Genomic DNA, 24,804 nt, shown 5'->3' on the forward strand with positions numbered 1-24,804 from the left:
CGCCACCGCGCGGCCTTGCCGCCCTGACGACCCATGACCCTGCTGCCCCACCCGCTTGCTCTGGCGCTGAGCGCTACCCTGCTGTCCACCGTTGCCCCGGCCAATGCGCATGAACCGCCCGCCGCGCACGACGACCACCACGATGAGGCCGTGGAGCTGGATGCGGTGATGGTGCAGTCAACCCGGTCAGGGCGTCGCGTTTCCGAGGAACCGATCCGGGTAGACGTGGTATCGCAGGAGGAGATCGAGGAAAAGCTGCTGATGTCGCCGGGCAACATCTCCATGCTGGTGGCCGAGACGGCGGGCGTGCGGGTGCAGAACACCTCGCCTGGCATGGGTGGATCAAACATCCGCATCCAGGGGCTGCGTGGCCGCTACACGCAGTTGCTGGCCGATGGATTGCCGCTGTACGGCGGTCAGTCATCGTCCATCGGACTGCTGCAGATTCCCCCGACCGACCTTGGCAGTGTCGAGATCATCAAGGGCAGTGCATCGGCCTTGTATGGCCCAGCAGCGTTGGGTGGCGTGGTGAACCTGATATCGCGCCGACCCAAGGAAACCGCCGAGGCCGAAATGCTGCTCAACGCCACCAGCCGTGGTGGGCAGGACGTGACGGGCTATGCCGGCGGGCCGCTGGCCGACCACTGGGGCCTCTCGGTGGTGGGGGGTTACCATCGCCAGGACCGCCAGGATCTGGACGGGGACGGCTGGGCCGACATTCCCGGCTACGAGCGTGCCACGATCCGGCCGCGGTTGTTCTGGGAATCGGAAAATGGCGCGCGTGCGATGTTGACAGCAGGTGCAATGCGCGAAAGCCGCCTGGGAGGAACCCTGCCCGGTCGCCTGGCGCCCAACGGGCAGCCTTTCGCGCTGACACAGCGCACGGAGCGCTACGACGCCGGGGCAGTGGTGGATGTTCCAGTGCGCGAGAGCGACCGACTGCAGCTGCGCGCATCGGCCATGTCCACCCATCACGACCACGGGTATGGCCCCTCGCAGGACAGCGACACCCATCAGACGGGTTTTGCGGAAGTGAGCTATGCGTCCGGCGTTGGCGCCACCAGTTGGCTGGCGGGCATCGCCGCCCAGCAGGACCGGTTCCGTTCTGACCGATATTCCCAGTTTGATTACCGATACACCGTACCTGCCCTGTTCGTGCAGGCCGAGCACACGCTGCGCGATGACCTTACGCTGTCCGGCAGTGCGCGCTGGGATGACCACAGTGCCTATGGCGGGCACTTCAGCCCCCGCCTGTCGCTGTTGTTCCGCCCTGACCAATGGACTCTGCGCGCCTCGGTTGGCAGGGGCTTCTACGCACCAACGCCTTTCGTCGAGCAGATCGAGGCAGCTGGCCTGTCACGGCTTGAGCCGCTCTCCGGACTTCGCGCGGAGATTGCTACGACCGGGTCCATCGATGCAGGGTACGTGCATGGCCCCTGGGAACTGAACCTCAGCGTGTTCGCGTCCAACATCGACCATGCGGTACGCCTGGTGGACGCTGCGACCGCCCCAGGTGAGCGCGTGCAGTTGGTCAATGTGGACGGCGTTACCCGCACCCGTGGCAGTGAACTTCTGCTGCGCTACCGCTGGCGGGACGTTACGGTTACTGGAAGCTATGTCTACACCGATGCGCGCGAGCCCGGTGAAGCAGGCACCCGCCGGCGCCTGGTTTCACTCACCCCCCGGCACAGCGCAGGGCTGGTTGCCATGTGGGAACAGCATGACCGTGGCCGTGTGGGTGTGGAAGCCTACTACACCGGCATCCAGGCGCTTGATGACAATCCCTGGCGTCGGCGCAGCCGGCCGTATCTGGAAGTGGGTGCCCTGGGCGAGATTGTGCTGGGAAACATCAGCCTGTTCCTCAACCTGGAAAACATCCTCAACGTACGCCAGAGCGGCTACAACCCGATGCTGCGGCCTCGCCGCGCCGATGATGGCCAGTGGACGGTGGACGGTGGACGCATGGGCGCCGCTGGAAGGGTTCGTGGTCAATGGTGGTGTGAGGATGAAGTTCTAGGCCTTCAGTCGAGCAAGCTCGACTCTACGGGCGGGGCTGGTGGATGCGTGCTCGCACGGCTTCGATCAGCTCGGCCAGGTTGTCGTAGCGCGGCACACCATAGCGGTCGCCGGTGATGTCCAGGTTGCCCTTGCGCCAGAACCCTTCCGGCGCGGCAACCAGCAGCTTGCCGGAGCGCGCGTAAAGCCCGAATTCCAGCAAGGTGATCGGGCTCTGCGTGCCCGGGGCGAAATACATCAAGACAATGTCCGCCTTTTCCAGGGCGGCAAGCTCCCACTGCACCTGTTGGCGGAAGTTCGCGTCGCTGGCGCTCGGCTTCCACGCCGGATTCCAGTCTTCCCGCCGCGGGTTGAGCATCAGTACGCCGTCATCTGCCAGCGCCTGCTGCACCTGTGCCTGCCAATCGCCGGCCTTGCCCATCTCGATGCTGCCGGCCAGGAACACTGTCACGCGGCCATCCGATGGCGGGAGCGGCGCCGGTGAAGTCACCGTCTGCGAGGGCGACGCCCAGCAGGTCATGGGCACGATCAGGGACAACAGAAAGGCAAGTCGAAGTTTCATGGGTAGGCGGTACGGACAGGCAGACGGCATTGTTGCATCTATTGATGACGGCAGAGCCGGATCGGCGCCCTGCCCCTTCCTCTGCCGCATCGAAACTACTGGCTATTCGCTACCGGGGCCGCACACGGCCAGCCCGACCTTGACGCGCTCCAGCACCGGAAGACTTCGATAGCTTTCCACCAGCGGGTTGTCTGCGAACAGCCGCTCGGCAAGGAGACCGTAGGCTTCCAGATCTGGCAACAGCGCGATGAGGATCAGCCCGCCGTTGCCGGTGACGTGGTAGCACTGCTGGATCTCGGGCACGGCCAGGAAAGCGTCCTTGACGGTGCGCACCACGCTGGACTGGTCGCTGACCAGGTGCACTTCTACCACGACGGTAACCAGTGCTCCGACCGCGCGCGGGTCAACCACCGCGATGTTCCTTTCGATCACGCCGGACTTCATCAGCGCCGCGACCCGGCGCTGTACCGCAGCGGGCGACAGGTTCACCCGCTCCGCAATCACGCGCTGTGGCGTCAGGTTGTCCTGCTGCAGAATCTGAAGAATGGCGAGGTCGAACTTGTCCACGTCGCACGCTCGTGTAGTGGATCTGGCAGAGTAATTTACTCGTGCGGCCGGGTGAAATGTGCGAAACCACCCGCGGTCGCGCGGCTAGCATGGCTTCCCATGAAGAACGACCTTGCCCAGGCAGCTGCGGCCGCCGGAATCGGTGCCATCGCGCTCTCCCTAGTCAGCCAGAATGTCGGCGCGGCCTGCGCGAAGCACCTGTTCGGCGCCATTGGCGTGGAGGGCACCATCGCCCTGCGCATTGGCCTGTCGGCGCTGGTGCTCGTGGTCCTGCAGCGCGCCTGGCGCCATCTGCCAGGTCGCGGCCAGTTCGGTGCAGTAGTGTTGTACGGCCTGATGCTGGGGGCCATGAACACCCTGATCTATCAGGCGTTCGCGCGAATTCCCATGGGCGTGGCGGTGGGAATCGAAGTTCTGGGCCCGTTGGCCGTCGGCGCCCTGGCGGGCCGCCGGCTGATGGATCTGCTGTGGTCGCTGCTTGCGCTGGGGGCACTGTTTCTGCTGCTGCCACTCGGCCAGGCCGCGCACGGCGCGTTGGATCCGATTGGCGTGCTGTGCGCGATCGGCGCGGCCGTTGCCTGGGGGCTGTACATCCTCGCCGGCAAGCGCGCTTCGCACCTGCAGGGCGTGAATACGGTCGCCTGGGGCATGGTGGCGGCGTCAATGCTCGCCGTCCCCGTTGCCATCACCAGCTGCGACACCCGCTTTGCCTCCCCTGCCTTCCTCATTCCAGGGCTTGCTGTGGCCTGCCTGTCGGGCGTGCTGCCGTATGCGCTGGAAATGTGGGCGATGCGGCGGCTTTCGGTCTCTGCGCTGGGTGTGATCTTGTCGACGGCCCCAGCCGTGTCGGCAGTGGTGGGCTGGTTGCTGCTGGGTGAGCGCCTGAGTGCGCTCCAGTGCGGGGCGCTGGCACTGATTGTGGTTGCAATGGCAGGGCATGCGCTTACGCGGTCGCGCAGAAGCAGAGCGCGGGTTGCGGCGACGAAGTGACCGCGCGCGGCGTGAGATGTCTAGTCGAGCGGGCGCCTCGCTACTGGGTTGCTTGCACCATCGAGATTCATGCTGTATTAATCACACTCACTCGCACCGAAGGATCGGAACGCAGATGAAGTCACGGATAGACCGGATGTTCTTCCCAGCTGCAGCACGCAGCCAATTCCGTAGCGCCAATTACTGATTTATCGCGCCCACGCCCTGATCGCGTGGTCGTTGTGCTGTGCAGCAGTCCTGAGGTAAGCCGATCAAGCCAATCTCGTTGGGGATGCGTTTCCTATGCTAGTGCTTCGCGACGTTAGTAAGCTGTATCGCACGGGAGGTGTGGAAACCACTGCGCTACGTGCATTCAATCTGCACGTGCACGCGGGTGATTTCATCAGCGTCACCGGGCCGTCTGGCTCGGGAAAATCCACGCTGCTGAACATCATGGGCCTGCTGGAACTGCCCAGCACAGGCGAATACCTGATCGATGGCGTGCCGTCGCAACGGCTCTCGGACCGCGAGCGTTCGCACCTGCGCAGCGAGAAATTCGGCTTCGTATTCCAGGGCTTCAACCTGCTGCCCGACCTGTCGGTGTTCGACAACTGCGATATGCCGTTGCGCTATCGCCCGATGAGCGCCGGCGAGCGGCGCACGCGTATCGAGGATGCGCTGGAGTGCGTCGGCCTTGCATCACGCATGCGCCATCTTCCTTCGCAGCTTTCCGGTGGCCAGCAGCAGCGCGTCGCCATTGCCCGGGCGCTGGCCGGTTCGCCGCGCGTGCTGCTGGCCGATGAACCGACCGGCAATCTCGACAGCCAGATGAGCGAGGAAATCATGGCCATGCTGGAAGGCATCAACCAGGCGGGCACTGCGGTGCTGCTGATCACCCATGACCGCGCACTGGCTGCGCGCGCAGACCGCAACATCCGCATTCTGGATGGCATCGCAAGCGAAATCCGCGCAGGCGATGCGGCCGATATCGCACTCGCCCCGTCCGAACTGGCATGACGATGCCGATGCTCCGCCCTGCCCTGTTCGGCTACTACCTGCGCACCGCACTTGCCAGCCTTCGCCGCAACATCCTGTTGACCGCACTGATGATCGGCGCCATCGGCATGGGCATCGGTGCGGCCATGACCACCCTTACGGTGTTCAAGATCATCAGCAACGACCCACTGCCGGATCGCAGTGCGCGCGTGTTTCATCCGCGCCTGGATGCACAGGGCATGTCGGGTTACGTGCCCGGTGCAGAGCCGCACGACCTGCTGACCCGCTACGACGCCGAGCAGCTGCTGCGGGACAAGCGTGGCGTGCGGCAGGCCATGATGTACGCAGGCAATGCGGTCGTGCAGAGCGACGCCGCGGCCGACATGCCGTTCCGGCAGCGCATCCGTTACACCTCGGCTGATTTCTTCCCCATGTTCGCGGTGCCGATGCGCTATGGCCAGGCATGGAGCGCCAACGAGGATGCGGCCGAGGCTCGCGTGGTGGTACTGGGCAGCGCGCTCAACCAGCGCCTGTTCGGTGGTGCCAACAGTGTGGGCAAGCGCCTTCGCATCAACGATCAGGAATTCAGCGTGATCGGCGTGGCGGCGCCGTGGCACCCCCGGCCCACGTTCTACGACCTCAACCGTGACGGCGGGTTCGCCGAAGAAGAACAGCTGTTCATGCCATTCGCCACATCGCGTGCGCTGCGGATGGGCTTCGCCGGCAATCTCGACTGCTGGGGTCCGATCGACAAGGACACCGGGCAGCTCGGCCTGAACGCCCCCTGCGCATGGGTGCAGTACTGGGTGGAGCTGTCCAGTGCGCAGGACGCGGCCGACTACCGCACCTATCTGGAAAACTACTCAAGCCAGCAGCGCCAGCGTGGTCGTTTCGAGCGCCCGGTCAATGTCCGCCTGGACAACATCCCCCAGTGGCTTGACTACAAGCGCGTGGTGCCCAGCGATGTGCGGCTGCAGACCTGGCTCGCTTTCGGCTTCCTGTTCATCTGCCTGCTCAACACCACTGGCCTGTTGCTGGCCAAGTTCCTGCGCCGGTCGCCGGAGATCGGCCTGCGCCGGGCGCTGGGTGCGCCGCGCAGTGCTGTGTTCCAGCAGTGCCTGGTCGAGGCAGGCCTGATCGGCATGGGCGGTGGGTTGCTGGGACTGCTGCTGGCCTGGTGCGGCCTGTGGCTGGTGCGCCAGCAGGCCGCCGGCTATGCCGCGCTGGCAGGAATGGATGCCAGCACCCTGCTTGGCACGTTGGCACTGGCGCTGCTGGCCAGCCTTGCAGCGGCGGTGTTTCCCGCCTGGCGCGCGTGCCTGGTGGCACCGGCCAGCCAGTTGAAGAGTCTGTGAGCCCATGACCGATATCGCCCCCATCCTTGCGGCGCTGCGCCGCCACAAGATCATTGCGTGCCTGGTGGTGCTTGAGATCGCCTTCACCTGTGCGGTCATCTGCAATGCCGGCTTCCTGATCGTCGAGCGCATCGAGCGCGTGCAGCGCCCCTCGGGCATGGCCGATGACATGCTGGTGCGGCTGCAGCTCAGTGCGGCCAAACGTGGCGATCAGGACGCCCTTGCACAGACGCGCACCGATCTGGCCGCGTTGCGCGCGATCCCCGGCGTTCAGTCGGCAACGGTGATCAGCCAGATTCCCTTCGGCGACTCTTCTTCGAACAGCGGCGTGAATCTGCGACAGGACCAGGAAACGCCAACCCTGGATGCATCGGTCTATCTGGCCGGCCCCGATGCGCTGCCCACGCTTGGGCTGACCTTGGTGGGTGGTCGGGACTTCACCGCCCACGATTACATCGACTGGGTGCCCGGCACCAACCCGGGGGAACTGAATATTCCCGCGGCGATCATCACCCAGGCCATGGCCGAGCGCTTGTTCCCGGGTGAAAGCGCGGTGGGCAGGCAGTTCTACAGCTGGGGTGGCGAGCCGACGCGGGTGGTGGGGGTCGTGCAACGGCTTACCCGCCCCAGCGAAACCGATGATCCCAGCGACATGGACTACTCGATGCTGTTCCCGGTTGCAGTTCCCTATACCAGCGGCGCCAACTACCTGCTGCGTGTGGCGCCCGGGCAACGCGAGACCGTGCTGGAGCAAGCGACGGCAGTACTGCGCCAAAGCGGGCCGCCGCGCATCCTGGGGGTGAACAACGGCACGATCGAGGCCCTGCGCGACCGTTACTACCGCGATGACAAGGCCATGGCGGGGCTGTTGGCGCTGATCTGCGTCCTGCTGCTGGCCATCACCGCCACGGGCATCATCGGGCTGGCCAGCTTCTGGGTGCAGCAGCGCACACGGTCGATCGGTATCCGCCGCGCACTGGGCGCAACGCGGCTGCAGATCCTGCGCTACTTCCAGACCGAGAACCTGCTGCTGACGCTGCTGGGCTCGCTGTCCGGCGCCATGCTGGCGGTGGCGCTGAACCTGCTGCTGATGCAGTTCTACGAGGTTCCCCGGCTCCCGCTGGGCTACCTGCTGCTGGGCCTTGCCGTGCTGGTGCCGCTGGGCCAGCTCGCCATTCTCCACCCCGCCCTGAAGGCCACGCGGGTGGCACCGGCCACCGCCACCCGCAGCGCCTGAACTCGGATTCCGCCCGTGCCGCAGCCGCGGCATGTGGCGACAACGCGCACGCACCGGGTGCATCAGCCCGGTTGCTGCGAAAGGTCGGCGCAGGATAAGCCGGCACGAAGGAAGTAGAAGGAATGAGAAGTTCCAATCAACGTCAAGACAATGGAGGTTTCATGGATAGCAAGCTCAAAGGGTTGGCCGATCGTCTGAAGTCCCGGATCGACGGTGCTGCAACGCCCTTGGTTGGTGCCAGCGACATGACGGATCTGATCGACGCCCATCTGGACCTGGTCAGCGCCGCCCACGGCTCGGGTCATACCTCGGGTCACAAGTCCGGCCATGCTTCGGCCGGCACGGGTGACAGCGAGGTCGAGATCAAGGGCTGATTTCAGTTGGTCTGACGTCTGGGCACCGGCGCTTTCGCCGGTGCCCTCTCACCCGCAGCGCGCTCATGACAGGCCAGTACGGACGGCCTGATCCACAGCGCAGCCACAGGAAGTGCGCGAATGACTGAACTGTTCAGAGGAAACCGTCTTGACGTGGTGCTCAAGCTGGCCGAGCGCTGCAACCTGGCCTGTCCCTACTGCTACTACTTCGAGCAGGAAAACAACATCTCCGAGCTCAGCCGTGCGCTTATTCCAGAGCAGACCGTGATCGACACCGCCCGGTTCCTGCGCCAGGGCGCCCAGGAGATGGGCATCGAAAACATCTTCCTGGGTCTGCACGGCGGCGAGCCGACCCTGTTGCCCAAGAAGCGGTTTGATCGCATGTGCACGATCTTCCGCGAAGAGCTTGGTAGTACCACCAAACTGCATATCGGCATGCAGACCAACGGCACCCTGATCGACCCGGAGTGGATCGATCTGTTCGAGAAGCACAACGTCATGGTCGGCGTGAGCATTGACGGCCCCAAAGAGGTGCATGATCGGCAGCGGCCGGACCGTCGAGGGCGCGGCAGCTATGACAACAGCGTGCGCGGCTTGAAGCTGCTGCAGCAGGCGGCCAAGGCGCGAAGGATTCCGGCAACCGGCGTACTCTGCGTGGCCAATCCCGATCTGCACGGCGGCGATCTGATCCGCCACTTCGTGGAAGAGCTGGACGTGCACAGCCTGAACCTGCTGCTGCCGCGCGAGGGTCACAACAGCACCTACCTGCAGTCGCAGGACAAGTGGATCCGCTACTTCAACGAAGTGATCGACTTCTGGTTGCACACGCGCGGTACCCGGCCGGTGCGGATCTACCTGTTGACCGAAATCGTGCTTGCGCTGATGTCCGAGGAGTACGCCGAGGGCCTGGACTACCAGCGCGCCAACCGCCACGGCATCATTACCGTATCGGCAGAAGGATTCCTGGGGCCGGACGACAACATCATGGCGCTGGACAAAGCGTTCTGCCTGACCGATGTGACCGTGCGCAACACCACGCTGGCGCAGTTCTTCGCCAGCCCGATCTGGCAGACGCTGGTCAAGAGCGTCGACACCCCGCCAACCAAGTGCGCCAGCTGCGACTGGTACCGCACCTGCCGCTCGGGCGAACTGTTCAATCGCTACGCGCCCGGCACCCACTTCGACCAGGCATCGGTGTTCTGCGAGACGCTCGATTCGATCCACACGGCAATGGCCAGCATTCTGTCCCAGCGCGAGGGGGCACTGGAAACCATGGCCGGCATCCTGGGCGGCACGCCACGCCACGCTGCGCGCGATTTCCTCAACCCGATCGTTACCGCCTGACTCTGCGGAGATACTCGATGGACGTGTTCCGCGCTTTATCGACACCGTTGGAAGGAGACCACCGCTGGCTGGCCGCAGAGTTGGCGACGCTGCATTACGCGGCGTTCTGCAAGCGCGTGATCGACCGCAAGGGCGGCGGTGATCACGCAGCGCTGGCAGCCGAACTGTTGGCGCGGGTCAGTGCCCGGGCCCCGTCGCTGGGCTACTGGACACCGGAGGCCAGCCTGGTCTTCGCGGGCATCAAACCGCCCGGCGCGGTGCCCGGACATATCGCCAGCGACGACTGGCTGCGCGCCCAGCTGCTGTTGAGCGGGATTGCCGTAGGCGTGCTGGATGACCTGAGCCTGCAGTTCGACGTGGACGATCCACTGCTGCTGTGCGGGCGCAGCCTGCCGGGGCGGCTATCGGTGCGCGCTGCGGGCCGACGGATCACCGTGCGACTGCCCGATGGCGGCCATCTGCACTGGTCCGCAGTGGGTGAGCGCGATGGAGCACCCGTCTGGAACGACGAACGTGCGCCCGACACCTTCGTGATGCTTGGCGGTCAGCCGGCTATCCGGCTGACCGGCTCGGGCTGGCATGAAAGCCCGTGGATCCGTGACACCTTCAGAGTGCAGGCACCCACGCCGGAGATGGCCCCCCAGGTGGCATCGGCTCTGGCATTGCTTGAGCGCGTGGCCCCGGCCCATGCCGCTTGGGTGTGCAGCGTATTGAAGGAGATCACGCCGCTTGGCCGGCCAGCAGCCAATACGATCGCCAGCAATTCATCGGCACTGCGCATGGGCGGCATCGATCTGGCCGTGCCCGCCGATGCATTGGAGACCGCCGAAATGCTGGTGCACGAGTGCACGCACCAGTACTTCCACATGGCCAGTTGGCTGGGCCCGACGGTGGTCCCCGAAGCCGGCTCGTACTATTCGCCCCTGAAGGGCTGCCATCGCCCCCTGGACCGCATCCTGCTGGGGTACCACGCCTTCGGCAACGCGATGATGGTGTTCGACCGTCTGGCGGCCGACGGCCTGCAGGCCGATATCCAGGTGCGCTGGGAGACGGTGTCGGGTTATCTGCGCGAGCTCGCCGTTCCGCTGCGCGATGGGGAGGAACTGAGTGAGCTGGGCCAGGCCTTGTTCGATCCGCTGCGGTCCCAGTTGGCCACGCTGGAATATCCCGGTCCCCGCCCGACGGTCGGGGCTGTTTCTGACGCGGTGCTTGAACGCGCATGAGCACTCCCGACAGGAAGCGGGCCGATGCGCCCTGATCCTCTGCACAACCGCCCGTTCTTCCGGCCAGAGGCGGAGGCGTACCGGCGCTTCCGCCACCTGGGTGCCATTGCCCTGTTCAGGCCACTGCCGGTGCGGCTGCTGGCCGTGGTGCCGCTGATCGCATTGGCCGTGGCCGGCATGGCGGCGGCGTCGCTGACGCTGGTGCCCCGCGCGGAGCTGCGGTCCGCGGCGTGGGGGGGCACGGCGGGCGTGCAGCTGGTGATCGATTCGGACAAGGCACCGTACTTTCACACAGGTGACGAAATAGAACTGCTGCGCGACAACCAGATACAGGGCGTGGCGCGGATCGAGGCCATCGTGCCGATGGTCTGCCCCACCGGGTCCAGTGGCACTGGGCGAGGCCATTGCCTGCAGATCCGTGCGCGCAGCCACGCCTCGATCGCACCGGGCACGCCGCTACCCACCAGTGTGCGTGGCGCGCCGCGCCGCTATCTGCTATCCAGAGTATGACTGTCCGATATGAAATTCCGCGCACGTAGCGTTCCGATGATCTACCAGGCAGAGAGCAGCGAATGCGCGCTGGCGTGCCTGGCCATGGTGGGCGCCAGCCTTGGCATGGACATTCCGCTGCTGGAATTGCGCGAGCGCTTCCCGATCTCGCTGAAGGGGTCGACCCTGCGCGACGTAGTCGAACTGGCCGACAAAATGCAGCTGGCCGCGCGCTCACTGCGTTGCGAGATGGCTGATCTGCCGCGCCTGCAACTGCCCGCGCTGCTGCACTGGGATTTCGAGCACTTCGTGGTGCTGGTGGCCATCAGTGGTGACACGGCGATCATCCACGATCCCGCCCACGGCGTGCAGCACCTGCGGCTGGCCGAGGTTTCGCACCACTTTACCGGCATCGCCGTGGAGCTCACGCCCCGCCCTGCCTTTGCGGTACAAAGGGTCGACAAGCGCTTCACGCTGGCGGCGCTGCTACGCACCAGCCGCGGGGTATTCGGCTACGTCGGCCAGGTACTGTGGATCACGCTGTTCCTTGAGCTCTTCGCCCTGCTCAGCCCGTTGCTGTTGAAGACCGTGATCGACACCGGGCTGGCGCACCGGGACATGGATTTCATCACCGCAATCACGGCGGGCTTTGCCGGTGTCGCACTGCTGCATGGCATGGTGGCGTTGGCACGTGACTACGTGCTGCTGCACTTCGGCACCCGCTTCAATGCCCAGTTCATGGGCGCGCTCATCCAGCGCATGATGCGTCTGCCACTCGGCTTCTACAGCAAGCGCTGCATTGGTGACCTGGTCGACAGGTACCAATCCACGAATGCGATCCGGCAGACGTTGACTGGTGCCCTGCCGCGGGTGCTTCTGGACGGGCTCATCGCGCTGGCCGCGCTGGGCATCATCGCGGCGATCTCGCCGCCCATGGCCGGCATCGCACTGGCCACGTTCCTGATCTATCTGACCGCCAGACTGTGCCTGTTCCAGCGCACGCGTCGGTTTGCAGAGGATGCCGTGAAGGCGCGCTCGGAGGAAAACTCGCATGTGATCGAAACCCTGCGTGGCATGCAGCCGATCAAGATCTTCGCCAAGGAGCACGAACGGCTGGGGGCATGGACCAACCACTACAGCCGGTTGGTGAATGCAGACATGCGCGCAGGCATCATGGCGTCCGCGCAGGGCGCCGCCAAGGTCACCCTGCTTGGGCTGGACATGGCCGCCAGTGTGTATGTGGGCGCCCTTCTGGTGGCCAACGGCAGCATCAGTCTGGGCTTGCTGTTCGCGCTGTTCGTGTACAAGGCGCACTTCGCCGCCAAGGCAATGGCACTTGCAGAGCAGGTGATGGAACTGCGCCTGGTCGGCCTGCACATGGACCGGCTTTCCGAGATCGCCGTTTCGCCGATCGAGCAGGACCCGGCCGACAGCCGTGGGGTTCCCGAGGCTGCCCGGTACGATTTCCGCATCGAACTGGACGGTATCAACGCCCGCTTTGCGCCGCAGGAAAAGCTGGTGCTGCGCGATGTCTCGCTGAAGGTACAGCGCGGCGACTTCATCGCCCTGACCGGACCTTCCGGCAGTGGCAAGACGACGTTGTTCAAGGCATTGCTGGGCCTGTTGGATCTGGAGTCCGGGCAGATCCGCCTGAACGGCGAGGACATTCAAGGCTACGACCTGCAGCAGTACCGCCGCCTGTTCGGCGTGGTGATGCAGGAGGACATGCTGCTGACCGGCAGCATCCTGGACAACATCGCATTCTTCACCTCCAGCCCGGATGAAACGCGGGCCCGCCAGTGCGCACAGACGGCGTTGATCCTGGACGACATCGATGCCATGCCAATGAAGTTCAACAGCCGCATCGGTGACCTGGGTTCCGCGCTGTCGGGCGGCCAGAAGCAGCGGATCCTGCTGGCCCGCGCGCTCTATCACGAGCCCCGCATCCTGCTGCTGGATGAAGGCACGGCCAATCTGGACGAAGCGTTGGAACGGCGATTGCTCGACAACCTGGTGGCCTTGGGTATCACCTGCGTTTCCATTGCCCATCGCCCGGAAACCATCCGGCGCGCCAATCGTGTTTACCACGTGGAGGCAGGCACGGTGCAGCAACGCGCTGTGGCGTCGCCCTCCCACGTGATTCCCTGCGCCATCCATTGAACAAGGAGTTGTTTCATGGGCTTACGACGTATTGCTCCGCGCGCGCACAATCGCTCCGATCAGGTCGATCTGTTCATGCGCCTGTGGGACGTGCCACTGGATGATGCACAGATGCGCCACATCGGGGAGCATGCCCCCATTTCGCAGAAGCGCTCGATCTTCGGCAACATGAATCACGAAGGCGCACCGTACCCCGCCAGCAGTTGCCTCGCCTCTCGCTTCCATCCCGATTTCCTTGCCGTGGTGGAGCCCGGTGTGCGCGACTTCCTGGTGGCCATTGCCGTGGACCACAACCTGGTTACCTATACCAGCTGCGAAGGCCATGACTACCGGCCCGATGGCCGGCGCCCGGACGAGCGCCACGTCGGTCTGATCCCGCGCAGCGCCGAGGAGAGCGCCCGGGCGATCGCGGTGTTCGAGGCGGTGGGCCGGTCACTCAACGCCATGCCCGCCTCGCCTGCCGTGGAGGTGGCGTTGATGCTGAACGAGGTGCATGACGGGCAAGCCGTCTATCCCACCATCGACCTCTATCTGAGCAAGCACGCCGATGCGGACTGGGACGACTACTTCGCGGGCGTGGACATGGCGACCGCGCAGCTGGTTGCCGCGTTGGAGAGCGAGCAACCGATTGCCTGATGCTGGGCGAGGGGTCTGGAGGCATCCGTAGTCGAGCAAGCTCGACTCTACAAGGGCTTGGGGCGGCTGCCGTGCCGCTTCTTTACGCGACGATCTTCGGTTGCCGCGCGCTTGCGCTGGGGTGAGGCCAGTTCTTCGCGCCGTTCAATCAGGAAATCCATCAGCGCACGCACCTTGGCGGGCATCTGGGCGCGTGATGGCACGTACAGGAAGAAGCCGGGAAAGGGGCGGCACCACGGCGCCAGCACGCGCACCAGTGCGCCACTGGCGAGCTGTTCGCGCACGCACAGATCGATGTGGCGGATCAGACCCACGCCCTGCAGGGCGGCCCGCAGCATGCTGTCGTCATCGTTGAACACCGCGTTGCCCTGCGGCTCGAAGACCAGCTTCCGCCCGTCCTCGCCCGGCGCGGTGAAGGTCCAGTGGTCGATCGTGCCGCTGGAGGTGAACCGATACGCCAGGCAGTTGTGACCGATCAGATCTGCTGGGGTTTCGGGAATCCCATGGCGCGCGAAGTAGGCGGGTGAGCCGACGATGGCCATCTCCAGTGGCGGCGTGATGGGCACCGCCACCATGTGCTCGTCCAGGCTTTCGCCCAGGCGGATGCCGGCGTCCAGACCGTTGGCAACCAGATTGGAAAAGCCATCGTCCATGATCAGTTCCAGCCGAAGCTTGGGGTAACGCGCCAGGAACTCGCTCATGTGCGGTTCCAGCAGCAATCGCGAGGCGATGCGTGAGGAGTTCATGCGGATCACGCCCGACGGCTCTGCATGGACCTCGCCCAGTTCCCCCACGGCCTTTTCGATGGCCGCCAGTGCCGGCTGCAGCACGTCCAGCAGCTGCTGCCCCTCTTCGGTAAGCGACATGTTGCGGGTCGTGCGATGCAGCAGGCGCACATCCAGCCGCTCCTCCAGCGCCTTCAGGTGCTGGGACAGTGCCGCCCGGGTGATCTCCATCTCCGCCGCCGCCTTGGTGAAGCTGCGGTGCCGGGCGATATGGGCGAACCAGGTCAGGGCCGTTACCAGGGAGGGCTCGAGGGACATTGTTTAGCTCGACTTACGACTCATGTATCCGGAAGACTATTTAACGCACCCAATCCGGTCAATAGCATGGGCACCGTCGGCACTCGAGCCGGCCACCTCACACCCACACCGGAGCACGCAGATGCGCAACGTCACGTTCAAGAATCTCAACGGCCAGGGCGTCACCACGGCGGCCACGCTGTACTTCCCCGAAGGCTTTGATGAGGCCACGAAGTACCCCGCGGTGGTGGTATCGCACCCCGGTGGCGGCGTGAAGGAGCAGACCGCCGGCCTGTACGCGAAGAAGCTGGCCGCAGCCGGCGTGGTCACCATTGCCTTCGACCGCTCGTACCAGGGCGCCAGCACCGGCGAACCGCGCCAGCTGGAAAACCCCTACGTCAGCACCGAGGACGTAAGTGCGGTCATCGATTACCTGACCACCCTGCCATACGTGGACCCGGACAGGATCGGTGCGATGGGTATCTGTGCCGGCGCGGGTTACAGCGCCAACGCCGCCATCAATGATCGCCGCATCAAGGCACTGGGCATGGTGAGCGCGGTCAATATCGGCCAGATGTTCCGCAACGGCTGGGAGAACACGGTCAAGGACGCCGACGCCGTGGGCTACCTGGACTTCGGTTCAAATGCGCGCACCACCGACATCGCCTCGGGCCAGTTCGCCACCATCCCGCTGGCACCGCTGCGCGAAGAAGACGCGCCCAATGCCGAGCTGCGCGAAGCCTGGGAGTACTACCACACCCCGCGCGCCGAACACCCCAACGCGCCGGGCTTCGCGCTGACCCGCAACCTCAACCAGATCATCACTTACGACGCCTACAACAAGGCCGAAGCGTTCCTGACCCAGCCCATCCTGGCGGTGGCTGGCAGCGTTGCCGGCAGCAAGTGGATGAGTGATGACCTGCTGGCCCGCGCCGCAAGCAAGGACAAGTCCCTGCATGTGGTTGAGGGCGCCAATCACATGTCGCTGTACGACGTACCGAACTTCGTGGATGAAGCGGTCTCTGTGCTGGCGCCGTTCTTCCAGAGCCGCCTGAAGTAAACCCCGGTCCAACCAGGAGAACACGATGAATACCGTTTCCATCAAGACGGTCACCTACGCGAACCTGGGCTGGCAGACTGCAGCCGACATCTACTTCCCGGCTGGTTTCGACGAAAGCAGGAAGTATCCGGCCATCGTCAGCACCCATCCCATCGGCAGCTGCGAGGAACAGACCGCGGGCAATGTCTACGCCAAGGGCCTGGCCGAACAAGGCTTCGTGGTGCTGGTGCACGATGCCAGCTTCCAGGGCGCCAGCGGCGGCGAGCCGCGCTTCATCGAAGACCCGTCGATCCGGGTTTCGGATATCCGTTTCGCCGTGGACTACCTGCAGTCGCTGCCGTATGTCGACGCCGGTCGCATTGGTGCCATCGGTGTCTGCGGCGGCGGTGCGTACACCATCCACGCTGGCATTACCGACCACCGCATCAAGGCACTGGTGTCCATCACCGGCGTGAACTACGGCCGTTTGATCCGCGAGGGCTTTGCCCAGTTCAAGCCGCGCGAACTGGCCGCCAACATCGCCGGCATGCGCTCGGCCCAGGCGCAGGGTGCCGAGCGTGATGTCGCCAATCTGCTGCCGGACTCGGTAGAAGCGGCCAAGGCGGCAGGCATCACGGACATCGATGTGCTGGAAGCCACCGAGTACTACAAGACGGCGCGCGGCCAGCAGCCCAATGGCGCTACCAGCCAGCTGATGTCCTTCAGCGGCGCGGCGATGGGTTGGGATGCCTTCCTCAACGCAGAAGTGCTGTTGACCCAGCCGCTGATGGTGGTGATTGGTGACAAGCCCGGTGATTTCGGCGCCTACCGTGACGGCTGGGAGATCTACAGCCGTGCAGCGTCCGAGAACAAGCAGATCGTCGTCGCTGAAGGCTGGTCGCACTACGACCTGTATGACAAGCCGGAGCCGGTCGCCATTGCGATGGCCCAGGTGGTTCCGTTCTTCAAGGCAACGCTCTGACAGGCCGCCAAGCCGCCACGCAACACGCAAAGGAAGTACACATGAACCCTCTTCTCTCTGGAAAGACCGCCATCATCACCGGTGCCAGCAAGGGCATCGGTCTGGCCACGGCGAAGCGGTTTGTCGAGCACGGCGCCAAGGTCGTGCTGACCGCCCTGGACCAGGCCGAGCTTGATCCAGTCGTGCAAGACATCCAGGCCGATGGTGGCCACGCGCTGGGCATCGTTGCGAACTCGGCCGACCCTGCGGCACCGGCGCGTGTCTTCGCCCAGGCCATCGAGGCGTTCGGACAGGTGGACATCCTGGTGAACAACGCCGGCTATGGCGACATGATGTCCATCGAGGAATACACCGACGAGCACTTCGATGAAGTGGTGCAGGTGAACTACGCCGGCGTGTTCCGCTTCTGTCGCGAGGCCGTCGCGCACTTCATGCCGCGCGGCACCGGCGCCATCGTCAACGTGACCTCGGTGAACGGCTCGCTGCCGCTGGGCGGACTGGCGTACGTGTCCACCAAGGCAGCGGTGAACGCGATGACCACCAACATCGCCGTGCGTTTCTCGGGCACCAGCATCCGTTGCAACGCGGTGGCCCCGGGCAACACCGATACGCCGATGGCCCGTGACTGGGCGGCCGGCAAACTCACCGGGGGATCGACGATGGTTCCCTACATCACAAAACACACCGACCAGTCCCTGCCCTTCACCCAGCCCGAGGACCAGGCCAACGCCATCCTCTACCTGGCCAGCGACATGGCACGCGCAGTTACGGGACGGGTGCTGGTAGTCGACAACGGCGCCTACATCGGCGCCTGACAACACAGGATCACACACATGAAGAACGTTCTTATCCTCGGCGCAAGCGGGCAGATCGCCCAGTGGGTGATCCGCTCGCTCGCCGCAGAGGCAGGCATCCAACAGACCCTGCTGCTGCGCGACCCGAAGAAGCTGACCGGCAAGGAGCCGGCCAACGCGAAGGTGGTCATCGGCAACGTGCTGGACAGGAAACTGCTGAAGGATGCGGTGGCAGGACAGGACATCGTCTACGCCAACCTGACCGGCGACGACCTGGACAAGCAGGCGCAGGCGGTCATTGCAGCGATGCAGAGCGCCGGCGTGAAGCGCCTGGTCTTCGTTCTATCGCTGGGGATCTACGACGAGGTGCCGGGCGCGTTTGGCGACTGGAACAACGACATCATCGGCGAAGACCTGAAACCCTTCAGGCGTGCGGCCGATGCCATCGAGGCTTCCGGGCTGGACTATACGATCCTGCGCCCGGCCTGGTTGACCGACGAAGACGAGGTGGACTACCAGACCACTGAAAAGGGCCAGCCGTTCAAGGGCACCATCGTTTCCCGCAGGAGCGTCGGCGATCTGATCGGCCAGATCATCGTTGACCCGGCACGCTTCGTCGGGGCGGACCTGGGCGTGAACAAACCCGGCACCGACGGCGACAAGCCCTTCTTCATGTAACCGCGTGATATCGACGATGAATGACCCGCTGTTTGAACCCTATGTCTTCAGCAACGGCACGGTGCTGCGCAACCGGATCGTGATGGCACCGATGACCACCTGGTCGTCCAACCCGGACCAGACCGTTTCCGCAGACGAGCTGGCCTACTACCGTGCCCGCGTGCAGGGTGTGGGCCTGGTGCTGACCGGCTGCACCCAGGTGCAGGCCAACGGTGTCGGCTTCACCGACGAGTTCGCCTCCCATGATGATCGTTTCATCCCCAGTCTGCGCAAGCTGGCACAGGCTGCAAAGAGCGGCGGCGCCCCTGCCGTGCTGCAGATCTTTCATGCGGGCAACAAGGCGGTGCCCTCGCTGATACCCGAAGGCGAACTGGTCAGCGCCAGTGCCATGGCGGCACCGAAGGGGCCGTTCAATAGTGGCGAGATCATGAGTCGTGCGCTTGACGATGACGAGGTGCTGGCCGTCATCCATGACTTTGGCGAAGCCACCCGCCGCGCGATCGAGGCGGGATTCGACGGCGTGGAGCTTCATGGTGCGCATGGTTTCCTGATCCAGAACTTCCTGTCGCCGTTGTTCAACCAACGAACCGACAACTGGGGAGGCACCCTGGAGGCGCGAATGCGCTTCCCGCTGGAGGTGGTACGTGAAGTGCGCCGTGTGATTGCCCTTCGCGCCCGGCGGCCCTTCCTGCTGGGCTACCGGATATCCCCTGAGGAACCGGGCGAAGGCGCGCTGCGCGTAGGTGATGCCCTGGCCTTGGTGGACGCGCTGGTTGCAGAGGGAAACCTGGACTATCTGCACGCGTCGCTTTACAGCGTCCTGGGCGGCAAGCCGTCGGATGCAGTGGATGAGAGAACCACCGCCGAGCTGTTCATTGAGCGCGTTGCAGGGCGCCTGCCGTTGATGGCTGCAGGCGGTCTGCGTTTGCCCCAGAATGCGCGCGCCGCTCTGCAGGGTGGGTTGACCCTTGCTGCGGTCGGGCGTGGCCTGGTGATGGATCCACAGTGGGTGCAGAAAGCGCAGGCGGCGCACGATCGGGATATCGTGACCGCACTGGCTATGGACGCCGACGCTGGGGAAGCGGAGGTTCCAGAGAAGCTGCTGGACGCGATCCGTTCGAATCCGGGGTGGTTCCCTGTGCGATCGGTGAGGGTGCTGGAGGACGCAAGCGGCTAGTCTGCGACCACATTGCTTGATTCACGTCAGTGTGACGCCGACGCGTCATCCACGACCATGACATCGTCAGGCTTCCTGCGAGCGGCGTACTCGGCCAGTACCACGCCGAACACGGCCATCAAGCCCCCGCCAACAACCCAGGTGTTCAATGCCTCGCCCAGCACCAGTACGGCAAGCAAGGCGGTGACGATGGGAACCAGGTTGAAGAATCCGGCAACGCGGGCGGCGCCCAGTCGATGCAGGCCTGTCATCCAGGCCAACGGTGCCATGATCGAGGCGCCGACCGCAGCGAATGCGATGCAGCCAATGGCCGCCCCGCCCTGCACGCCATTGCCTGCAGCAAGGCATAGCGGAAGCAACAGGATCGTTGCAGACGTGGCCTGGAGAAAGAGCGATTCGATCAGCGTTACGGCAATGCGCCACTTGTGCATCAGCAGGTTGTAGGTAGCAAACGCCACCGCACCGAGCAGCATCAATGCGTCGCCCTTGTTGATGCCATGGGATGCCAGCGCTTCAAAATCGCCGTGAGACACCACTGCAATCACCCCAACCAGGGAAATGATCGAGCCGATCACCGCGCCGACGCGGATCGCGTTCCCCATGAAGACGCGTGACAGCCCCAACGCGATCAGCGGAATGAGCGCCTGGATGACACCCATGTTGGTGGCAGACGTGAAATGCGCGGCGTAGTAAGCCAAGCATTGGAACATGACGCCACCCAACGCCCCCAGCACGAAGAATCGAGCCCAGTTGGCCTTGATGACCGCCAGATTGGTCTTCAGCCGTGGCAGCGCGAAGGGCAGCAGGATGATGGCAGCAGCAAGCCAGCGCCAGAAGCTGATGTCCACCGGGCCGACGGATCCTGCGGCGAGCTTTGTAACGATGGTGTTGGCGCCCCAGAGCAGGCAGGCAAGAAGCGGCAGCAGGTAGTACATGGCAATCTCGACGACTGGAAATCAACGGTCGCCAGCGTAGACTTGGCGTAATTTCGTTACATCCATAATTTGCGTCAATCTTCTTGGCGAATGCGACATGGCCTTAGATCCCATCCCCTCGTTCACTTCCATTCCCGGCGACATCTACGTCCGGCAAGGCACATTGCCCCCTACCGATTGGGACGCCCATGTACATCCCTGGGGCCAGTTCAACTACGTCGCACAGGGCGTCATGGAGCTGCAGGCAGGAGACGACTGGATGGTGTCCCCTTCGCACTATGCGATATGGATACCGCCGGGTGTTGTGCATTCCTCCCGCAATCGCAGCGCGGTGATGTATCGCTCCGCGTATCTTTCCACGGAGGCGTCCGTGAGGATGCCCGGCACCCCAACGGCGTTGGCGGTCAGCGCCTTGCTGAAAGAAGTCCTGGATGAGCTCGCCCGTCGGGGCATCGATGAAGCCGTAACGCCGGAAGACCGGAGGCTTTGCGCGGTGGCGCTTGATCTGATTCTGGCTGCGCCGGTGATGGCCAGCTTTCTGCCGCTGGCCCGCGGTGAGATGCTGAAGCGGATTCTGAGGTATGCCGAGGCTTGCCTTCAGGAATCTCCTTCTGCACTTCAGGTCGCACAGCACCACCATATCAGTGTCCGATCGCTCGAACGCTTGGCCAAGCGGGAGTTGGGCATGGGGTTCGGAGAGTGGCGCAATCGACTTCGCTTTCTAAAGGCAATCGATGCCTTGGGGTCGGAACGGTCGATTACGCAGATTGCAGAAGATCTGGGGTACGCAAATTCAACGTCGTTCAGTGAGATGTTCAAGCGCCATGCTGGTCGGACGCCTGATCAGTACCGAAGGGGCGCCGCGCTACAACGGGTATAGCGCGACGCAAGCTGTGGGTTCGCTATTGTTTGCTGCAGAGGGGATGTTCGCATGAAGCTTTTCCGGATCTTGCTGATACTCGCCCTGGCACTCTTCGTGCCTGGCTGCATGGAAGTGGTGAGCGCTGAATACGCCGACCGCGATGAGGCCATGAACAGAAACGCCATCGGCGAAGCGAAGTGGCTGCCCACGTGGTTGCCTGCAGATGCGGTCAACATCCGCGAGACCCACGACATCGACACGAATGCGTCATGGCTGGTCTTCCGCCTGCGATCTGGCGCACTTGTGTTGCCCGAGAATTGCAGCAATGCGGCGCGGCCGGAAATGCCCGGCAAGCGCGTAATGCGCCGGTTCCCATTGTTCGCCCGTGATGCCCGGTCGCGCGCATCGGCTTCCAACGGCACGTTCTATCTGTGCACCGAAGGCGCGACGACCCATTGGGTCACGCACGATAGGGAAATGGATCTTGTATACAGCGCAACAGTGTTCTGACAGGCCCGCCTGCTACCCATCCGTTGCCCCTGTCTCACTGCTCCCGACAGCGAAGCCATTCGCCCTTGGCAGTGCGTAGCTGCTCCCAACCATTGCTCAGGCGCCGCATGGCCGTGCCACCCAAGCAGGCTGCCCCTACCCGCTTGGACTCAGCCGTTCCATAGGCCGGCAGGCGGACGACTTCACTGGATGGCGTAGGCAGCCCTTGGCGCCGGGCCTCGCCCTGTACGTAGCCACGCTCGATGTCCGCGCAGTACAGCCGCATGCGCGGGTCGATGAACTGATCGCATTTCATCGGCTGGGCACCGGGGTTGTGCGCCTTCGGAACGGATGGCGTGTGCTTCGGCGCGGGCTGGGGCCCGGTGGCGGAGCGCATCTGCTGGGCGTGTGCCGACGGCGCCAGCGTTATCAGCGCGATGAAGAAACCGATTCTTGCGTCCATGCCAGCCCCCTGGTGTGTGGGAGGATGGTAGCGGATCGAGGGTTTAGTCGAGCAAGCTCGACTCTACGGCGCCTGCGTCTGCCCCCCCTCCCCCTTGCCCCCACCGCCCCTTGGCCCCATGCTGGGGCCAGCCCAAGACGCCATGTCGTACAGGGGGGCCGTACTTGAGCCTGATTCGAGCAACCGCCCGCCGCCGCGCTGTTACCGAGGCTATCGTGATTGCCGCGCTGGCCGCCGCCGCCCTGCTGGCCGGGGCGCAGGCCGTGCTCTATTCAGAAGACAATGCCACGTCCGAGCGGATCGCCCAGGCAGTCTTGGGCCGCTCGGAGACCATTACCCGCGTGCGCCGCGATGTGATGGACGAGGCGCTGCGGGTACCGGGCACGCCCTGCTCCGCCGACGAGTTGGATCGCTTCAAGGCCCTTACCTTCCACTCCAGTTTCATTGCCGATCTGGGGCGGCTTGATGAAGGGCGTTTGACCTGCTCAGCCACCTGGGGCGATCTGGCTGCACGGCCGCTGCCACCGCCTACGTTCCACCTGGGAAACTCGCGGGTCTGGCTGAGCGAGGACTTGGCGGGAACCCAGTATGAGGGCACGACGCTGATTGCCCGCGACGGCATTTTCAGTGTCTCGTCCACCTCGGCATTCGACGGCATAGACGGGTTGGCCACCAGTACCAGCACGCTCAGCATCGTCGCGGGCAATCGCAGCTACACCATCAGAAAGCTGCAATCGGGTGCCGGGGCCGCCGCGCAGGTCGCCACCGTGCACAGCCGCACCTGCAGCACGCAGAACACCGTCTGCGTGGTGGTGGAAACCCCGCGCCGGTCCGTTGCCGGGCTGCCGGCCTGGGTGCTGGCGCTGATGCTGTGCCTGAGCGCGATCGCCGGTGCGGTCGGCGCCTACGTTCTGGCGCGCCGGCGCAATGCTCAGGATGGCTCGATCCACGCGCGTCTGGACCAAGCCATAAAACAGGGCGAGATAAAGCTGGTGTATCAGCCGCTTTGTCGTATACGCGATCAGCAACTGGTCGGCTTCGAAGCCCTGAGTCGCTGGCATCCGGACGCCGGCGAGGACATTCCGCCTTCGGTGTTCGTGCCCATTGCACGGCAGTTCAACCTGACGCCGCTGCTGTTCCGCCACGTGCTGGCCCGGGCGCTGCAGGAACTGGGGCCTTCGCTGCGCCGCCACCCGCAGCTGTATGTGAGCGTGAACGCAGAACCCCATGATCTGGCCCAGCCCAATGTAGTGCGCTATCTGGATGCGTTACTGCACGAGGCAGGCCTGCGCCCCTCACAGATACGCATTGAGGTGACCGAACGGGAGCAACTTTGCGCGGTCGGCAAGGCCAACATCGGCGAGCTGGAGGCGATGGGTTACAAGCTGCTGATCGATGACTTCGGCACCGGCAGTGCGAACTTCTCGCACCTGGCCGAATCGCCGTTCCAGGGCGTGAAGATCGACCGGATGTTCGTGACCGCCATTACCGAAGATTCACCTCTGCGCTCGGTGCTGCCGGGGATGTACCAGATTGCCCGCAAGCTGGGGATGGATGTGATCATTGAAGGCATTGAAACGCCACAGCAGGCCAGCCTGCTGCGTGAACTGGCCGCCGATGCCGTGGGCCAGGGTTGGCACTACGGTTATCCATTACCGACGGCCGACGCTGTGGAAATGCTGGAGTGATGGTGCTCACTTCGTGATGGGCGTCCGAAACGCCAGCTGCAGCCACGAACTAATATGGGATTTCCACAAGGAGAATCCCCCGCATGAGGCAACTGGGCATTCGCAGTATCGCGTTTTCTGCCGCCGTGGTGGCTGCCACGCTGGCACTGGCGGCCTGCAGCGCAGGCGATGGATCGGCGGCGCTGGCTGAAGATCTGCGCGCTCAGCTGGACGGATCCAAGGTCTGCGCGATGCTGATTGCCCCGCAATGGCCCATCGAACAAAGCGCGGAGCTGCTGGCACGCCCGGGAATTGACGCCCTGATCGCCGCCGACCTGGTGCACCGCGAGGCGATTGAGGATCGCGCCAACGCGACCCCTCGCGCGCGGGTTTCAGTAACTGAAACAGGCAAGCCGTTTCTGCAACTGGATTCAATGGGAAACAGCGGCTCGACCGTACCCTATCTGTGTTTTGGCGAGCGGCAGGTCACCGCCATTGCCCGAGGCGAAGATGGCGTGGTGCGCTACCGTTACCGCATCGTGGATGCCCCGGCCTGGACCGAGCGCCGTGACATGCGCGCGGCTTTTCCCTTCCTGGCACGCCTGATTGACCAGGAGCAGCAGGCCGAAGTGGGCGCCGTGCTGGAGAATGGCCACTGGCGGATTGCACTTGGCGTGGCGCAGGCCACGGCTGCCGAACTGGGCAACACGGGCTTCTTCCCCTGCCCCTACCCCGATGCCGCGCCTGACCAGGATCCCTGCCGCTGAA

Annotated in this window: 25 protein-coding genes; 20 read left to right on the top strand and 5 right to left on the bottom strand. The window is 64.3% G+C overall.

Annotated elements, in window-relative coordinates; genetic code table 11:
- Positions 1-33 precede the first annotated feature (33 nt).
- Entirely contained in the window at positions 34-2,133 is a 2,100-nt protein-coding gene (locus C1931_RS10160; RefSeq protein WP_199913919.1) for a TonB-dependent receptor, read from the top strand.
- Here C1931_RS10160 and C1931_RS10165 read toward each other — a convergent pair.
- Together C1931_RS10165 and C1931_RS10170 are read right to left on the bottom strand one after the other, a co-directional pair.
- On the bottom strand, positions 2,042-2,554 hold the full coding sequence (locus C1931_RS10165; protein ID WP_199913920.1) for a nucleoside 2-deoxyribosyltransferase domain-containing protein: 513 nt from the start codon (positions 2,552-2,554) through the stop codon (positions 2,042-2,044). The genes C1931_RS10160 and C1931_RS10165 overlap by 92 nt on opposite strands.
- A 126-nt stretch (positions 2,555-2,680) precedes the next feature.
- Positions 2,681-3,145, bottom strand: a complete 465-nt coding sequence (locus C1931_RS10170; RefSeq protein WP_108756225.1) for an Lrp/AsnC family transcriptional regulator — start codon at positions 3,143-3,145, stop codon at positions 2,681-2,683.
- Between the two features lie 99 nt (positions 3,146-3,244).
- On the opposite strand from C1931_RS10170, the gene C1931_RS10175 reads away from it, so the two are divergent.
- The 10 genes from C1931_RS10175 (at position 3,245) to C1931_RS10220 (ending at position 13,928) form a co-directional block, all read left to right on the top strand.
- Positions 3,245-4,135 carry an EamA family transporter gene (locus tag C1931_RS10175; RefSeq protein WP_108756226.1) on the top strand — a complete coding sequence of 297 codons (891 nt, stop codon included), beginning with the start codon at positions 3,245-3,247 and terminating at the stop codon, positions 4,133-4,135.
- 282 nt (positions 4,136-4,417) lie between these two features.
- Positions 4,418-5,131 carry an ABC transporter ATP-binding protein gene (locus C1931_RS10180; RefSeq protein ID WP_108756227.1) on the top strand — a complete coding sequence of 238 codons (714 nt, stop codon included), beginning with the start codon at positions 4,418-4,420 and terminating at the stop codon, positions 5,129-5,131.
- 23 nt (positions 5,132-5,154) lie between these two features.
- Positions 5,155-6,465 carry an ABC transporter permease gene (locus C1931_RS10185; protein WP_108757725.1) on the top strand — a complete coding sequence of 437 codons (1,311 nt, stop codon included), beginning with the start codon at positions 5,155-5,157 and terminating at the stop codon, positions 6,463-6,465.
- Positions 6,466-6,469: 4 nt separating this feature from the next.
- A complete protein-coding gene (locus tag C1931_RS10190; RefSeq protein ID WP_108756228.1) occupies positions 6,470-7,702 on the top strand; it encodes an FtsX-like permease family protein in 1,233 nt (410 codons plus the stop codon).
- A 161-nt stretch (positions 7,703-7,863) separates the two neighbouring features.
- A complete protein-coding gene (locus C1931_RS10195) occupies positions 7,864-8,076 on the top strand; it encodes a hypothetical protein (protein WP_108756229.1) in 213 nt (70 codons plus the stop codon).
- 120 nt (positions 8,077-8,196) lie between these two features.
- Positions 8,197-9,420, top strand: a complete 1,224-nt coding sequence (locus C1931_RS10200) for a radical SAM protein (protein WP_108756230.1) — start codon at positions 8,197-8,199, stop codon at positions 9,418-9,420.
- 17 nt (positions 9,421-9,437) lie between these two features.
- On the top strand, positions 9,438-10,643 hold the full coding sequence (locus tag C1931_RS10205; RefSeq protein WP_108756231.1) for an HEXXH motif-containing putative peptide modification protein: 1,206 nt from the start codon (positions 9,438-9,440) through the stop codon (positions 10,641-10,643).
- Positions 10,644-10,667: 24 nt separating this feature from the next.
- Positions 10,668-11,153, top strand: a complete 486-nt coding sequence (locus C1931_RS10210) for a hypothetical protein (RefSeq protein ID WP_108756232.1) — start codon at positions 10,668-10,670, stop codon at positions 11,151-11,153.
- Between the two features lie 36 nt (positions 11,154-11,189).
- The gene (locus C1931_RS10215) at positions 11,190-13,292 is read left to right on the top strand and encodes a peptidase domain-containing ABC transporter (RefSeq protein ID WP_159095470.1); all 2,103 of its coding nucleotides are present in this window, start codon (positions 11,190-11,192) and stop codon (positions 13,290-13,292) included.
- A 15-nt stretch (positions 13,293-13,307) separates the two neighbouring features.
- A complete protein-coding gene (locus C1931_RS10220) occupies positions 13,308-13,928 on the top strand; it encodes a hypothetical protein (RefSeq protein ID WP_159095471.1) in 621 nt (206 codons plus the stop codon).
- Between the two features lie 47 nt (positions 13,929-13,975).
- Here C1931_RS10220 and C1931_RS10225 read toward each other — a convergent pair whose 3' ends face one another.
- Entirely contained in the window at positions 13,976-14,971 is a 996-nt protein-coding gene (locus C1931_RS10225) for a LysR family transcriptional regulator (RefSeq protein ID WP_108756235.1), read from the bottom strand.
- Positions 14,972-15,092: 121 nt separating this feature from the next.
- Between C1931_RS10225 and C1931_RS10230 the strand changes: the two genes are divergently transcribed.
- From C1931_RS10230 to C1931_RS10250, 5 genes are read left to right on the top strand one after another with little or no spacing between them, the layout of a single operon-like run.
- Positions 15,093-16,010, top strand: a complete 918-nt coding sequence (locus C1931_RS10230) for an alpha/beta hydrolase (RefSeq protein WP_108756236.1) — start codon at positions 15,093-15,095, stop codon at positions 16,008-16,010.
- A gap of 25 nt (positions 16,011-16,035) precedes the next feature.
- On the top strand, positions 16,036-16,971 hold the full coding sequence (locus tag C1931_RS10235) for an alpha/beta hydrolase (protein ID WP_108756237.1): 936 nt from the start codon (positions 16,036-16,038) through the stop codon (positions 16,969-16,971).
- 41 nt (positions 16,972-17,012) lie between these two features.
- Positions 17,013-17,786, top strand: coding sequence for an SDR family NAD(P)-dependent oxidoreductase (locus C1931_RS10240; RefSeq protein WP_108756238.1), 774 nt, complete (start codon positions 17,013-17,015; stop codon positions 17,784-17,786).
- Positions 17,787-17,804: 18 nt separating this feature from the next.
- Positions 17,805-18,443 (top strand): SDR family oxidoreductase, encoded by a 639-nt coding sequence (locus tag C1931_RS10245; RefSeq protein ID WP_108756239.1) that lies wholly within the window; start codon positions 17,805-17,807, stop codon positions 18,441-18,443.
- Positions 18,444-18,459: 16 nt separating this feature from the next.
- Complete coding sequence (locus tag C1931_RS10250) at positions 18,460-19,620, top strand: NADH-dependent flavin oxidoreductase (protein ID WP_108756240.1); 1,161 nt, start codon at positions 18,460-18,462, stop codon at positions 19,618-19,620.
- 26 nt (positions 19,621-19,646) lie between these two features.
- Here C1931_RS10250 and C1931_RS10255 read toward each other — a convergent pair whose 3' ends face one another.
- Positions 19,647-20,555 carry a DMT family transporter gene (locus C1931_RS10255; protein WP_108756241.1) on the bottom strand — a complete coding sequence of 303 codons (909 nt, stop codon included), beginning with the start codon at positions 20,553-20,555 and terminating at the stop codon, positions 19,647-19,649.
- Between the two features lie 97 nt (positions 20,556-20,652).
- On the opposite strand from C1931_RS10255, the gene C1931_RS10260 reads away from it, so the two are divergent.
- Positions 20,653-21,435 carry a helix-turn-helix transcriptional regulator gene (locus tag C1931_RS10260; protein WP_108756242.1) on the top strand — a complete coding sequence of 261 codons (783 nt, stop codon included), beginning with the start codon at positions 20,653-20,655 and terminating at the stop codon, positions 21,433-21,435.
- 51 nt (positions 21,436-21,486) lie between these two features.
- Positions 21,487-21,927, top strand: coding sequence for a hypothetical protein (locus tag C1931_RS10265; RefSeq protein ID WP_108756243.1), 441 nt, complete (start codon positions 21,487-21,489; stop codon positions 21,925-21,927).
- A 34-nt stretch (positions 21,928-21,961) separates the two neighbouring features.
- Here the strand turns inward: C1931_RS10265 and C1931_RS20505 are convergent, their stop codons facing one another.
- Positions 21,962-22,369: a hypothetical protein gene (locus C1931_RS20505; protein ID WP_234412636.1), complete on the bottom strand. Its 408-nt coding sequence runs from the start codon at positions 22,367-22,369 to the stop codon at positions 21,962-21,964.
- Positions 22,370-22,533: 164 nt separating this feature from the next.
- Between C1931_RS20505 and C1931_RS10275 the strand changes: the two genes are divergently transcribed.
- A complete protein-coding gene (locus C1931_RS10275; protein ID WP_159093588.1) occupies positions 22,534-24,057 on the top strand; it encodes an EAL domain-containing protein in 1,524 nt (507 codons plus the stop codon).
- A gap of 83 nt (positions 24,058-24,140) precedes the next feature.
- The gene (locus C1931_RS10280; protein WP_108756245.1) at positions 24,141-24,803 is read left to right on the top strand and encodes a hypothetical protein; all 663 of its coding nucleotides are present in this window, start codon (positions 24,141-24,143) and stop codon (positions 24,801-24,803) included.
- Position 24,804 lies beyond the last annotated feature (1 nt).

The sequence above is a fragment of the Stenotrophomonas sp. YAU14A_MKIMI4_1 genome (assembly GCF_003086855.1).
GTDB lineage: Bacteria > Pseudomonadota > Gammaproteobacteria > Xanthomonadales > Xanthomonadaceae > Stenotrophomonas.